12 protein-coding genes and 2 pseudogenes are annotated in these 13091 nt (G+C 50.7%); 13 read left to right on the top strand and 1 reads right to left on the bottom strand.

All coding sequences use genetic code 11. The features are described from left to right. The first annotated feature begins 429 nt into the window (after nt 1–429). From T458_RS49475 to T458_RS49445, 8 genes are all read left to right on the top strand, one after another. Nucleotides 430–720, top strand: coding sequence for a YkgJ family cysteine cluster protein (locus tag T458_RS49475; RefSeq protein ID WP_023558577.1), 291 nt, complete (start codon nt 430–432; stop codon nt 718–720). A 2-nt stretch (nt 721–722) separates the two neighbouring features. Further along, nucleotides 723–1829, top strand: a complete 1107-nt coding sequence (locus T458_RS0129225; protein ID WP_023558576.1) for a hypothetical protein — start codon at nt 723–725, stop codon at nt 1827–1829. A 12-nt stretch (nt 1830–1841) separates the two neighbouring features. Beyond that, nucleotides 1842–3287 (top strand): hypothetical protein, encoded by a 1446-nt coding sequence (locus tag T458_RS49470; RefSeq protein ID WP_023558575.1) that lies wholly within the window; start codon nt 1842–1844, stop codon nt 3285–3287. Between the two features lie 257 nt (nt 3288–3544). Then, entirely contained in the window at nt 3545–4888 is a 1344-nt protein-coding gene (locus T458_RS49465; RefSeq protein ID WP_023558574.1) for a helix-turn-helix domain-containing protein, read from the top strand. Between the two features lie 25 nt (nt 4889–4913). Continuing rightward, nucleotides 4914–6500, top strand: a complete 1587-nt coding sequence (locus T458_RS49460) for an N-acyl-D-amino-acid deacylase family protein (protein ID WP_031306139.1) — start codon at nt 4914–4916, stop codon at nt 6498–6500. A gap of 12 nt (nt 6501–6512) precedes the next feature. Next, entirely contained in the window at nt 6513–7355 is an 843-nt protein-coding gene (locus T458_RS49455; RefSeq protein ID WP_023558572.1) for a transporter substrate-binding domain-containing protein, read from the top strand. Nucleotides 7356–7413: 58 nt separating this feature from the next. Continuing rightward, nucleotides 7414–8082: an amino acid ABC transporter permease gene (locus tag T458_RS49450; RefSeq protein WP_023558571.1), complete on the top strand. Its 669-nt coding sequence runs from the start codon at nt 7414–7416 to the stop codon at nt 8080–8082. Nucleotides 8083–8090: 8 nt separating this feature from the next. Continuing rightward, a complete protein-coding gene (locus tag T458_RS49445) occupies nt 8091–8813 on the top strand; it encodes an amino acid ABC transporter ATP-binding protein (protein ID WP_031306137.1) in 723 nt (240 codons plus the stop codon). Nucleotides 8814–8919: 106 nt separating this feature from the next. Here the strand turns inward: T458_RS49445 and T458_RS49440 are convergent, their stop codons facing one another. Then, nucleotides 8920–9669, bottom strand: coding sequence for a hypothetical protein (locus tag T458_RS49440; protein ID WP_023558569.1), 750 nt, complete (start codon nt 9667–9669; stop codon nt 8920–8922). A 127-nt stretch (nt 9670–9796) separates the two neighbouring features. Between T458_RS49440 and T458_RS49435 the strand changes: the two genes are divergently transcribed. From T458_RS49435 to T458_RS49420, 5 genes and pseudogenes are all read left to right on the top strand, one after another. Beyond that, nucleotides 9797–10444, top strand: coding sequence for a TetR family transcriptional regulator (locus tag T458_RS49435; protein WP_023558568.1), 648 nt, complete (start codon nt 9797–9799; stop codon nt 10442–10444). A 122-nt stretch (nt 10445–10566) separates the two neighbouring features. Then, complete coding sequence (locus T458_RS49430) at nt 10567–11676, top strand: amidohydrolase family protein (RefSeq protein ID WP_023558567.1); 1110 nt, start codon at nt 10567–10569, stop codon at nt 11674–11676. Between the two features lie 15 nt (nt 11677–11691). Further along, a pseudogene (locus tag T458_RS49425) lies at nt 11692–12036 on the top strand (Rieske (2Fe-2S) protein); the annotation flags it as partial. Between the two features lie 50 nt (nt 12037–12086). Then, nucleotides 12087–12131, top strand: a pseudogene (locus tag T458_RS57950) (hypothetical protein); the annotation flags it as partial. Nucleotides 12132–12219: 88 nt separating this feature from the next. Beyond that, the gene (locus T458_RS49420; RefSeq protein ID WP_023558565.1) at nt 12220–13077 is read left to right on the top strand and encodes a MetQ/NlpA family ABC transporter substrate-binding protein; all 858 of its coding nucleotides are present in this window, start codon (nt 12220–12222) and stop codon (nt 13075–13077) included. The last annotated feature ends 14 nt before the right edge of the window (nt 13078–13091 follow it).

The raw sequence follows: 13091 nt of genomic DNA, 5'->3' as shown, positions 1-13091 counted from the left end.
ACCGAATGCCAAGGAAAGAAGAACATCGGAAAGCCGTATGAGGGAGAACCTCACGTACGGTTTGATGAGGGGGAACTGATAGGAGTAAGGCGACCAAACGGTCGCCAGAAAGCGTCAGTTCTCTACTCTACACCCTGACCCGCATCCCTGAGACGGCTGCTTTTGGACGCGGTTCCGCCTTTGAAATGGAGCCGAACTTGAGACACCCCCAGCGAAGATCCCAACGACCTGAAGCGTTTCCCCTTTTTCCTCCCCGCCACTAGGGTCCGTTGGACCACCAACCCAAAAGAAAGATAATGATTTCCCAATGATCCTACGGAATTCGAAAACAGGAAAAAATACCTAAAACTTTAGAAGGGTATTGCCTGATTTGGTCGAAATTTGTTGAATACTTTGGAATTCATTTATCAATAAGAGAGGTACGCAATCGTGCGAGAAACAGAAGAAAGCGAGGGGTTTCCCTGCACAAGCTGTGGACTATGCTGCCGGCAGATCGGACGCATCGAGCAGCTGGCGTCATTTGACCGTGGTGACGGGATTTGCATCCACTTGAAGGACCACCGCTGCTCCATCTACGAAAACCGTCCAGACATTTGCCGCGTGGATGTGATGTATCACAAGGTCTACCATCAGTATTTTTCCAAAGAAGAGTTTTACCTCGAAAATAGCAGGATATGTGAAGAGCTTCAAAGACAACACGAGAAAAGCAAGGAGGAATAAGCATGCCACTACCATTGATTCTGGGAGGCATTGCAGTAGCTGCAGGGGCTTTCGGCCTCTATAAAGGCGCAAAATCTGTTTCCAACAATTCAGAAGCTCGCGACCTGAACGAACAGGCAGAGGAAATCTACGAGGAGGCACGTGCTGAGCTGGAGAACGCCAAAGAAGAGGCGACAGAAGCTTTGGCCGAGCTGGGCGAGTTGAAATTGCGGGTCTGGGACGAGCAGATGGGCCGATTCGTGCGAGTGGCGGAAAAGGTAACGAAGGTAGAGCTGCAGGGGGCGGCTGCCGTAGACGGCAATAGGATGGCAATCGTCGGAGACCAGGAGCTGGCACAGATGCGCCATGTCTCCATGCAGGCAAGCGAGGTCGTCTCAGGCGGGATCAAGTCGCTGGGTGCAGGAGCTTTGGCAGGCGTGGCGTCCTATGGGGGAGCAGTGATGTTTGCCTCGGCTTCGACGGGCACCGCCATCTCCGCTTTGTCCGGCGTAGCCGCTACCAATGCGACTTTGGCCTGGTTCGGCGGAGGCTCGCTCGCAGCAGGCGGACTGGGGATAGCGGGAGGTGCCGCCGTTTTGGGCGGAATCATCGCGGGTCCAGCAATTGCATTAGGTGGTTTTTTGCTGGAGGCCAAGTCCAAGAAAAACCTTGCGGAAGCAAAAAGCAATCTGGCGAAGGCCAAAAAAGCGGCTGAAGAGTTCCGGACAGGCACCAGCATGCTGCAGGCGATTTGTAACATTGCAGATCATTTCACAGTAGCGATCGATGAGATGTCCAGCCGCATGGATCACATGATGGAGCACCTGGAGCAGTCCATCGCCGATGCGGAGAAGAAGCGGAGCCAACGTTTCTTGTTCAAGATAAAGCAATTCTTCTCCCGACTGGCAGGCAGAAAGCTTCCTTTGCAATACGATGATTTGGATATGACGCAAAAAGAGACGCTGCATGCTGCCTATCAGATGGCGCAAGCGATGAAGCTGCTGCTGGAGACGCCATTGCTCGATAAAAAGGGTGGGTTGAACGAAGAGTGCGTAGCCGTGATTCAGCCTTACTTTCCTGACGAAGACGATCGGGCTGACAGCTATCTCCTGACAGAAGGAAGAGAGTGAGGGGGTTCGCGCATGTTTTCTTTTTTGTTTGGCAGAAAAAAGAAGGATGACCCAAAGAAAAAAGGGACGGGGACTCTGGAGACATTCGCAGGAAGCCAGTTGGGAGCCCATGCCGCCAGATTCGAGGCTGAGGCTACCAATGCGGGTATAGCGGGGATGAGTGCCTTGCGGGAAATGGGTGAAAACCTGAAAAATGTCGGCGTCGGGCAAAAGCAGGGGAATTTGTACGAGATTATCGAAGCCACCCGATTTAACATGGACGCCGCCACCAAAGGTTCGGATCTCCGTGCTATCGTGACAGCGCTGGAAGGAGACCCCCATGCCAAGGCAGATATTCTCATCCGCAAAGGGGAGAAGGTCCTGCAGGAGGTCCAGGCCAAGTCCAGTGCAGATGCTTCCCGCTTGACGCATATGGTCAGCGATGAAAAGTACCAGGGGATGCAAAAGCTGGTCAATCTGGACAAGGCGGATCGGGTACGGGAGTTGGCCGAACGCAGGGCGGAGAGCGGTTCGATCTACAGCGATAATTATCAGGACACTGTGAAAAATGTGACAGGCAAGCTGAAGCACGGGGAGATCAGCTCGCAGGGGACGACCTATGATGAAGCGATCCAGGCTGCAGAAAACCACCGTGCTTTCAGTTCGAAAATCGAATGGGAGCAGATCAAGAAAGAGATGGGCGTAACGACCGCACAGGCGGCAGCAGCCTCCGCAGTGATCGGAGGTGCGATCTCCGCAGTGAAGAATGGGATTGCCGTCTCCAAAGGAGAGCTGGAGCTGGGGCAAGCTGCCAAGCAGGTCGCCCGCGACACAGGAGTAGCGGGGGTGAGAGGCGCTGGAACCGGAGCGATCAGTGTCACGATCCGCACGGCAGCGGAAAAGGCCGGGATTGAAGCGCTGGCAAAGTCCAATGCTGCTACAGCCATCGCTGCAGGAATCGTGGACATGGGCGTCACCGTGCTCCAATACGCCAAAGGAGATATCACAGGCACGCAAGCGGTCGAGAAAATCGGACAAACTGGTGTCAGCACCACTTCGAGCATGTACGCCGGAGCGGCCGCAGGTGCCGCCTTTGGGCCTGTCGGAGCTGTGGTAGGGAGCGTGGCTGGATATATGGTCGCCACAGGTGTCTATCAATCGGCATTGGCGATTGTAAAAGAAGCCAATCTGGCGGAAGCCGAGGCGCAACGAGTCATCGCCCTCTGTGATGCGGCTGCGGCTGAGCTGGCGCAAAGACGGGAAGAATTTGAACGCCTCATCGCTCAAACAATCGCCCATCAATCCAGGGAGATGAAGGAATGCTTCCGCCAGATCGATGCGAGCATGGCTGCCGACCGCTTTGTCGATACGGTCGTCGCGCTGGAGCGTTTTTCCGCGACCTTGGGCAAAGAGCTGAAGCTGAGCAAGTTCAGCGATTTTGATCAGGCGATGAAGAAAGGCAAGCCATTGGTGCTGTAGGAGAATGGAGTGAGGGTGGACCTGTCCTGTCTATACGCGGTCAGTTGGGGCGACAAATTTCTCTTCTAAACGCCGGATTCCTGAAAAGGAGTCCGGCGTTTCACGATTTCAGGACAGGATATTTTTGTTCAAATAAGGGTCCACTTACGGACGTTGACCGATATTTAAGACCTAGGTAAGATAATAAAAAAGATTCTGAATTTTGAAATCATACGGCCGCGCGATCAAAATCATCAGGATTGAAGTGATAGGTAGAGATGGAAATTAATGTTGCGTTCATTGGTCCTTACGATTTGGTAGATGAGGTTATTACGGTTGCGAAATCATTTCCAACCATAACCTTGCTGCCGTATGGCTACAAAGACGTCGAGGAAACAGCAGGCCTGGTTTATCAGTGCAAGAATGAAGTGGATGTCTTGTTATTCGCAGGCCCGATTCCTTATCAGCTTGCGCGTGAACAGGTTGAGGAAGGGAAACCGATGATTTTCCTTCCCCATAACGGAACAAGCTTGTACCGTGTGTTTTTTCAACTTTTGAGGGAAAACCGCTACAAAGAAGGCCACCTGAGGTTCAGCATCGACATTTTGCGCCAAGAAGAGATTGAAGAAAGACTGGAAGAACTGGATATCAGAATCGAAAAAATGTACGTGAAGGAGTTTCAGCTGGGTCAAACAACCGACGATATGATGAAGTTTCACTACGAGCTATGGATGAATCGGAAAGTAAATGCTGTCCTTACCTGCATGAATTCCGTCCATAAACAGCTCGTGCATTTGGGCGTCCCCTGCTACCGCATTATCCCCACCAAAACATCCATACAAGAGTGTTTGCAGCTGGCCGAGCTGGAAGGCAAAAGCGTACAGCTCAGCGATACGCAGTTGGCAATTGTGATTATCAGCGTGGACAGCTTCGCTCAAAAATCAGGAAGCTCTGAATATGAGCTGCAGCGGAAGAAATTAGCCGTACAACAGATCTTGATTGACTACAGCGAGGAAACCCAAGCTCTGATGAATTGGTCGGACCGAGACGAAATCACCTTTGTCACCACTTTCGGCGTCATTGAACGGACGACCCATAACTTCAGCTACTATCCGCTGCTCGATCAGATTGTCAATCAACTGAACCTGACAGCCAGCATCGGGATTGGGTTGGGAAAGACGGCAAACGAAGCGGAACTCAAAGCGAGAGAAGCCTTGCAAAAGGCAAGATTAGGCGGGGGCAGAAGCTGCTACATCGTCATGCAAGACGGCAACGTGCTAGGGTTGCTTGGCAACGAGAAAGTGATCGGGTACTGCGTCCGAAGTGATGACCCACAGCGGCTGCAGCTAGCCCGACAAGCAGGCTTGAGCGTGGGGACGATTAACAGGCTGATCTCTTACTTCCAAAGTCATGGCAATTCAAAAGTGACCGCCTCCGAACTGGCTACTGGCTTTGGCATTACGATCCGCAGTGCCAGAAGGATTCTCAGCAGGCTCGAACAATCCGATATGGCGGTTGTGATTGGAGAAGAACAGCCTGTCTCAAGAGGCAGACCCCGTCAGTTGTATCAGCTAAAGCCAAGCCTCTTTACGAAGTCAGGGAACGAAAATGACTTTTCTTGAAGGAGCCAATGAAAAGGAGGCCAACATGTTTGACATTTTGATTCGCAATGGGATGGTTTATGACGGGACAGGGAACCCGTGGACGCAACTGGACATCGGGATTCTCGAGGGTAAAATAGCGAAAATTTCCAAATTGGGGGATGAAAAAGGAAAAGTGGAAATCGATGCGAACGGTCTTGTCGTGTCACCTGGTTTTATCGACCCACATGTTCACTCCGATCTGTGGTGCACGAGACCGGATGTACACAAAATCAAGGTGCTGCAGGGAGTAACGACAGAGCTGTTCGGCCAAGACGGAATCTCAGTCGCCCCGGTTTCTGACGCAACCAAGCCGCTTTGGCAGCAGCAGCTTAAGGGCTTGAACGGAGATTTTCCCGATTGGCCGTGGAATACAGTCGATGAGTACCTCGCATTTTTGGAAGGGGCGAACCTTGCCGGCAATGCCACTTATCTAGTTCCGCATGGAGGAGTCAGAACACTGGCGATGGGTTTTGAAGCGCGTGAAGCTACACCAGCGGAAATTCAGAAAATGGCCGAGTTGGTCGAGGAGGGGATGCGACAGGGTGCTTTCGGGGTATCATCCGGTATCCAATATCCTCCCTGCGTGTTTGCCAATAAGACAGAATTGGTGGAGATTTGCAAAGCTGCTGCCAAGTATGACGGCTGTTTTGTCGTCCACATTCGGAACGAGAGCAATCTCTCGCTAGAAGCACTGGACGAAGTGATTGATGTCGCCCGTCTATCGGGTGTACGGCTGCACGTCTCGCATTTCAAAGTGTGCGGTAGCATCAACCGCGACAAGCTCGCGCCGGCACTGGCCAAGCTTGAGGCAGGTCGAGCCGAGGGAATCGAGATTACCTTTGACCAGTATCCGTATACGGCCGCGTCTACCGTGTTTCAGGCGATCTTGCCGCCATGGATGCATGATGGCGGGACAGCAGAAGTGCTGGAGCGGTTGAAGGATCCGGCCATTCGTGAACGGGTCAAACAGGAGATGCTGACAAACGGTGAGTACGACAATACGGTTCGCAATAACGGCTGGGGCAATATTGTCATCGCTTCTGTCGCCTCCGAGAAGAATCGTGGACTGGAAGGGATGAGCGTCAAGGAAATTGGTGAGCTGAGAGGTGTCGACCCATCCGACGCTGCGCTTGACCTCCTGATCGAGGAGAATTCGGCTGTCACGATGATTATTCACTGGGGAGTGGAAGAGGATATTCTTCAGGTGATGAAGCACCCTTTGCACATGGTCGGTTCTGATGGGGTATTCGGCGGCAAACCGCATCCCCGCTTGTACGGGTCGTTTCCACGTGTACTTGGTCACTATTCGCGCGAGCAAAAAGCTTTTCCGGTCTGGGAAGCAATACGCAAGATGACTGGGGCACCGGCGCAATTGCTGCGGCTAAAGGATCGAGGTTTCCTGCGCGAAGGCAACTGGGCGGATATCGTCGTCTTTGATCCCAACAAAGTAATCGATCAGGCGACTTACGAAGATCCACTGCAAGAACCGCTCGGAATCGAGTATGTGCTGGTCAATGGGCAGATAGCTGTCGAGCATGGCGTGTATACAGGCGCAGTCGCGGGCAAGGTCATTCGTAGAGGAAGCGAATAGGGGGTATGAAGAATGCGTAAAGGCTTGGTTGGAATGATTAGCATGATGCTTACATTTTCGTTACTGTTAGCGGGGTGTGGCGGCAATCAGGGTGAAACACCAGGAACCAATGCGGTTGATGGCAAAGGGGCAGACGCTTCCAAGCTGAAAACCGTACAGGAAGGAAAATTTATGTTTGCCCTGAGCGGCATGGCAAAGCCCTACAACTATACGGATGGGGATAACAAACTGATCGGCTTTGATGTCGATGTGGCCATGGAAATCAGCAAGCGGTTGGGCTTGGAAGGGGTGGCCGTCCAGACACCGTGGGGCTCGATTTTGCAGGGGCTGAATGCGGGCAAGTACGATGCGATCATTGGCGGCATGTCGATTACAGAAGAACGGCAGAAACAGGTTGATTTTTCCAAGCCGTATCTATTGCAGCAAGCCGTTATGTTTGTGAACGAGAAGAACTCCTCTGGAATCAAAAGCAAGGATGATTTGAAAGGAAAGACGGTAGGCGTCGTCACAGCCTCCACATACAAGGACTTCGCACTGGAATTAGTTGGCCAGGATGGCAAGGTGAAAGAGTATGAGACCGACTTGTTTGCCCTGCAGGAGTTAAAAAATGAAGGGCGGATCGATGTCGTCATCACGGACCTTGGCGTAGGAATGGATGCGGTGAAAAATGGGAAGCTGCCGGCGATCGCAATCGGAGATCCACTCTTTGTCGACGAATGCGGCATTCCCGTTCAAAAAGGAAATCAAGAGCTGCTGGATGCGATCAATAAGGCTTTGGATGAAATGAAAGAAGATGGGACTTACCTGGAAATCAGTAAGAAGTGGTTTAACAAAGACATGCTGTCGAAATCGTAAGAATGATTTGACTGGCGCAGCATCCGTGTTGCGCATCTTTTTTTAAGGAGCGTGCCGAATGGAAGATTTCCTTCAACTACTGGGTGAAACGTGGTTTGGTTTCTTAAAGGCAGCCGGACTCACTGTTCAACTTACTGCTGTTTCCCTCGTGATGGCGATCTGTATCGGTTTGGTTTTTGCATTCTTACGGATTTCTGACTCGAAGCTATTGAGAGGATTCGCAAAAACCTACATTACCGTCATCCGTGGTACGCCGCTTATTCTGCAGATCATGGTGCTCTACTTCGGTATTGCCAAGCTCATTTTGTTAACAGATTTTTGGGCCGGCGCATTGGCTCTTGCCATTCATAACGGGGCGTATATCGCCGAGATTTTCAGAGGGACGATTCAATCGATTGACCGAGGTCAGATGGAAGCAGCTCGTTCATTGGGAATGCCGTATCCATTGGCAATGCGGCGGATTATTTTGCCGCAAGCGTTTAAGCGTGCGATTCCACCGCTCGGCAACCAGTTTATTATCGGGTTGAAAGATTCTTCACTGGTTGGCTTGCTCGGCTTTCAGGAGCTGTATCTGACTTCACAATCGACTGCCGCCCGTACGTTCCTTCAATTTGAATCGTACACCATCGCCGGGTTATACTATCTCATTCTCGTGCTGTTCTTTACCTTTTTGTTAAACAGGCTGGAAAAACGGATGGATGTCGAAAAGGCAGGCGGGAGATCATGAAAGAGACGATGGTTGAATGCAAACAATTGAACAAATCGTTCGGCAATCTGCACGTACTAAAAGACTGCAATCTCACTGTCGAGAGAAGCGAAGTCGTCGTTCTGATTGGAGCGAGCGGCTCAGGGAAAAGCACGCTGCTGCGCTGCTTGAATTTTCTGGAGATGATCAACAGCGGCGCGATCTATATTGATGGCAAGCAAATCGATCCGAAGAAGGACAATCTAAACCATATTCGTGAACATGTCGGGATGGTGTTTCAGCACTTCAACCTGTTTCCGCATATGTCTGTGATCGAAAACATCATCGAAGCACCTGTTCACGTGAAGAAAATCAAGCGCGACGAAGCCATTGCCGATGCGAACAAGCTGCTCGATAAGGTCGGGCTTCGCGACAAGGCGAACGTCTATCCCGATCAGCTCTCCGGTGGACAAAAACAGCGTGTAGCGATTGCCCGGGCACTGGCAATGCGGCCAAGCCTCATGCTGTTTGATGAGCCAACCTCGGCGCTGGATCCCGAGCTTGTCGGCGAAGTGCTGGGTGTGATGAAAGAGCTGGCCAAGGAGGGGATGACGATGATCGTTGTCACTCACGAAATGGGTTTCGCCCGGGAAGTGGCAGATCGCGTCATTGTGATGCACGACGGCAAGATTATTGAAGAAGGGGCACCGAAGCAACTGTTTGCAAACCCGCAGCATGAGCGGACGCAGCGTTTCTTGAGCCAGATTTTATAGGGATATTAGGACTGGAATCAAAACTCCATAGCACATGAAGCAACCATCTATCGATATTAAATCGGTAACTGGTTGCTTCGTTTCGTTTGAATACGAACTTCCTAATTTACGGTTTTAACGATGAAAGTGCAGCTAGGTTCTCTGCCTTGCTTGTGATGATTTTCTTAATAAGGTCATTTCCATATCCTGTTGTAAAAGCGTTATCCTCTATCCAATAAGAGATAACAGTAACCGATTGGTCGTGAAAATGTACTCTTAAATAGTAATGGGTACTATTCTCTGAAAGGTTTTTGTATATGTCTTGAAACGGAACATACTCTTGTTCCAAAAATGCATGTAGAAATTGCTCTGTCTCTTCTTTTGAAAAGTCAATAGACGGAGAATTTCCGATGGGATATTCGATTGATATTTTCTTGACTTTATCTGTAAAATCATAAAAATCCCCTATTTTTTGGGCAGTTGGAATATTTGACACTTCGAAGAGCTCATCTCCCAAAAAAATCCGGAATCTTTCAGAGTAACCTTTCACTTTGTATATAGGGGTTCCGACCTCAGCCCAAGTAGCATCACCATTTTGCATTCGATAGCCCAGGCAGACGTTGCCATTTACCTTGAATACGACTTCTCCTATTTTTTCACCTCGTTCCAACATACCGTTTTTCGAATCATCATTTAGCCTGTACCTAAGGTTATTCCACATCACGGCGGAATCGTATTCATCCACTTTAAACCCACAGTCACCGGTAAATTCCACATTATGAGCGTGTCGGGTCCCTAGTTCGTCGGAAATAGGGGGAGAAAATGATGTGTTATCCATGAAAAGGAGAATAAGAAATGGAATGATCGAGATTTTCATAGGAATTAAACCTCCTGATTTTCCCATTTCACTCATCATAACAGAAAGCCACTGCTTTTCCTTCCCCAACTATTTCGTCCCATACGCTATAATCAACCTAACAAAGAAACCAGAAAGGAGACCGCACATGGCGAGAAGAGAAATCCAAATCAAGCGGATGCTCCAATACTTCGTCGATGCGACAGTAGCGATCATCGAGGAGGAGGGCCTGGAGCAGGTAAGCGCACGCAAGATCGGGGAGCGCGCCGGGTATACCAGCTCGACGATCTACAACTACTTCGAGGAGCTGTCCCACCTGATCTACTTTGCCTCCATGCGATTTGTGAAGGAATACTTGCAAGAGCTGCCGTTATACCTGGAGCGGGGCAAGACATACGAGGAAAAATACGTCCTGAGCTGGGAGTGCTTTTGCAAACATTCTTTTGCCAAACCGCAGATTTACCACGCCCTGTTCATCGCGGATCTGGGGCAAAAGCCGAAGGACATGCTGGAGCATTATTTCTCCATCTACTCCAGTGACTTGATCGGCTTCACGGAGGAGATCAGGCCGATGCTGTACGACCCGGATCTGACCTCGCGCAGCCGGGCCTTGCTGGAATTGGCCAAGCAGGAGCGGGAGCTTTCCGATGAGCGGATTACCGAAGTGAATGAGATGTCAGTGCTGATCTGGGAAGGGATGATGACTACGGTGCTGAACAAGCGACGTGATGCCGATCCGCAGGAAGCAGCGGAGAAAACCATGAAATATATCAGAACCATCATGCGGACACTATAGTCCGTTTTTTTCTTCTTGACCCTGATTTTCACCGGAGGGATAATAGGTTCATCTAAAATTATGAACGCGTTCACAAAATGATCGCGGTCTTAAATCTCTCGGAATCATGAGGTGAAAAGGGCATGGTAACTCCATCCACACGTACAAGCGGCTTGATCGATTGCGACATCCATCCGGTATTAAGCGACTTCAACGAGCTGGTCCCGTATCTCGACGAGTCGATTCAGCAATACATGAACATCGGGAAATTTGCCAAAGGCGCATTGGCGAAGCAAAACAGCGGCTCCTTCAAATTTCCTTCCTCTCCGTATGCCAATCCATTGCCCGTCCCACTGCGTGCCGACGCTTTTCCGCCAAACGGCGACATTCCCGGCAGCGATCCGGCTTTTTTGGCGCAGGATTTGCTTGACCGCTGCAACACGACCTATGGCATCCTGAATATTGGCCACGGTACGATGGCGGCTTTTCATAATGTGGAGGTGGCAGCGAAGTATACGTCTGCCGCCAATGACTGGCTGTATGACAAGTGGGTCAAAAGCGACCCGCGCTACCGGATGACGATGGAGGTTACGCCGCTTGATCCGGCAATGGCGGTCAAAGAGATCGAGCGCATCGGCAAAAGACCCGAGATCGTCGGGATCAACCTGCATTGCGTGAACATCCCGCTGGGCAAACGCCATTATTGGCCCATCTACGAGATTGCGGAAGCGTACAACCTGCCGATCGTGCTGCACCCGGACTCCGAGGGGACGGGAGAATACGCGGCGACTGCGGGTGTCGGCCCCGCTTCGACCTATATGGAATGGCACACCTCGCTGGGATTGATCGGGCAACGCAATGTGATCAGCCTCGTCTGCGATGGCGTTTTCGAGCAATTTCCGAATCTGAAGGTCAACTTCATCGAATACGGCTTCTCCTGGGTCGCTCCGACGATGTGGCGGATGGACAAGAACTGGAAAGCGCTGCGCCATGAGGTTCCCTGGCTGAAAATGCTGCCTAGCGAATACATCCGCCGCAATATCCGATTCGGCACACAACCGATCGAGGAGCCAGCCCGCCCCAAGGATCTGATTGAGATCATCCAGATGATCGGCGCGGAGCATATGCTCTTGTTCTGCAGCGATTACCCGCATTGGGACGGGGATGAGATCGACCGGGCATTCCTGCACTTCCCGCAAGACTTGAAAGACAAAATCTTTTATCATAATCCGCTGGAGTCATTCCGGTTCTAAGGGAAGGAGGGGCAGATGGTGAACACAAAAGAAAAGCATCGACTGGTGGTATGCAGCGCAGAGGAATTGCAGGAGGGCAATCGTCAATTGATCGAAGTGAACGGCGTGGAGATCGGACTGATTCGCGCAGAGGGGATCATCTACGCGTTTCGCAACAGTTGTCCGCACCAGGGGGTCCCGATGTTGTACGGCTCAGTGGTAGGAACGATGCTGCCGTCCAAGCCGCATGAATACGTCTACGCGCATCACAATGAAATCATTCGCTGCCCGCTGCACGGCTGGGAGTTCAACCTGAAGACCGGCAAGGCGATGTTCTCCCCCGATGTCTCGATCAAAACCTATGAAATCAAAGAAGAAAATGGAGAGATTGTCCTTTATCTGGATAAAGAGCCAAAACAGGTGACACGCAAAGCATTTTCTTGTATTCTATCTTCCTGAAAGTAGTTTTTTCATAAATAGAAAAAGATTGACGAAATGAGAAAAGATGTGGATAATTTAATTCGTAGTTATCCAATCGGAAAAATAAAAAAGTGGGGGAAATTCATGAAGAAATCGTATCTGTCTCTGTTCATGGGTCTGGTCATGGCTCTGGTGGTAACAGGTTGCGGCGGCGGACAGCAAGCGGCTCCGCAAACCAACACAGGAGCTTCGGAAGGCAACGCCCCGGCAGCTGAACAACAGAATGAAACATTGAAAATCGGCGTCATGTCCGGCTCGGAGGAAGAGATCTGGAAAGTGGCCAAGGAAGTCGCGGCAAAAGACGGCCTGACCCTGGACCTGGTACCTTTCAACGACTATATTCTGCCGAACAAAGCACTGGAAAAAGGCGATCTGGACGCCAACGCGTTCCAACACGTGCCTTACCTGGAAGAATTCAATGCCAACCACGGCACGCACATCGTGAAGCTGGCGAATACTCTCAACTTCCCAATCGGGATCTACTCTGAAAAAATCAAAGACATCTCCGAACTGAAAGAAGGAGACATCGTAGGTCTGCCTAACGACCCGACCAATGGCGCACGTGCTTTGATTCTGTTTGAGAGTGCTGGCTTGATCAAGCTGAAAGAGGGCAAAGGCGTCAAAGCAACTGTCCTCGACATCGCAGAAAATCCGAAAAACCTGCAATTCAAAGAGCTGGATGCTGCTTTCATCCCGAAAACACTGGGCAATCTGGCTGCTGCGGTCATCAATACCAACTTTGCGATCGAAGCGGGACTGGTTCCTACGAAAGATGCCATCTACATGGAGCCAAAAGATTCTCCATGGGTGAACATCATCGCAGTTCGCGAAGCGGATAAGGATAAGCCTGTCTTCCAAAAACTGGTGAAAGCTTATCAATCTGACGAAGTGAAAAAGTTTGTGGAAGAAAAATACGGCGATTCCATGGTAGCTGCCTGGTAATCGGACGTGAATGA

It is taken from the genome of Brevibacillus panacihumi W25, from assembly GCF_000503775.1.
In the GTDB taxonomy this organism is placed as follows: domain Bacteria; phylum Bacillota; class Bacilli; order Brevibacillales; family Brevibacillaceae; genus Brevibacillus; species Brevibacillus panacihumi_A.
The sequence above is the reverse complement of the archived record's forward strand: the minus strand, read 5'-3'. Positions and strand labels throughout refer to the sequence as shown.

Bases quoted from the DNA above. Each gene is read 5' to 3' on its own strand.
- T458_RS49435 (WP_023558568.1), top strand. From the start codon at position 9,797: ATGGCGAGAAGAGAAATCCAAATCAAGCGGATGCTCCAATACTTCGTC.
- T458_RS49455 (WP_023558572.1), top strand. From the start codon at position 6,513: ATGCGTAAAGGCTTGGTTGGAATGATTAGCATGATGCTTACATTTTCG.
- T458_RS49470 (WP_023558575.1), top strand. From the start codon at position 1,842: ATGTTTTCTTTTTTGTTTGGCAGAAAAAAGAAGGATGACCCAAAGAAA.
- T458_RS49445 (WP_031306137.1), top strand. From the start codon at position 8,091: ATGGTTGAATGCAAACAATTGAACAAATCGTTCGGCAATCTGCACGTA.
- T458_RS49420 (WP_023558565.1), top strand. From the start codon at position 12,220: ATGAAGAAATCGTATCTGTCTCTGTTCATGGGTCTGGTCATGGCTCTG.
- T458_RS49440 (WP_023558569.1), bottom strand. From the start codon at position 9,669: ATGAAAATCTCGATCATTCCATTTCTTATTCTCCTTTTCATGGATAAC.
- T458_RS0129225 (WP_023558576.1), top strand. From the start codon at position 723: ATGCCACTACCATTGATTCTGGGAGGCATTGCAGTAGCTGCAGGGGCT.
- T458_RS49430 (WP_023558567.1), top strand. From the start codon at position 10,567: ATGGTAACTCCATCCACACGTACAAGCGGCTTGATCGATTGCGACATC.
- T458_RS49450 (WP_023558571.1), top strand. From the start codon at position 7,414: ATGGAAGATTTCCTTCAACTACTGGGTGAAACGTGGTTTGGTTTCTTA.
- T458_RS49465 (WP_023558574.1), top strand. From the start codon at position 3,545: ATGGAAATTAATGTTGCGTTCATTGGTCCTTACGATTTGGTAGATGAG.
- T458_RS49460 (WP_031306139.1), top strand. From the start codon at position 4,914: ATGTTTGACATTTTGATTCGCAATGGGATGGTTTATGACGGGACAGGG.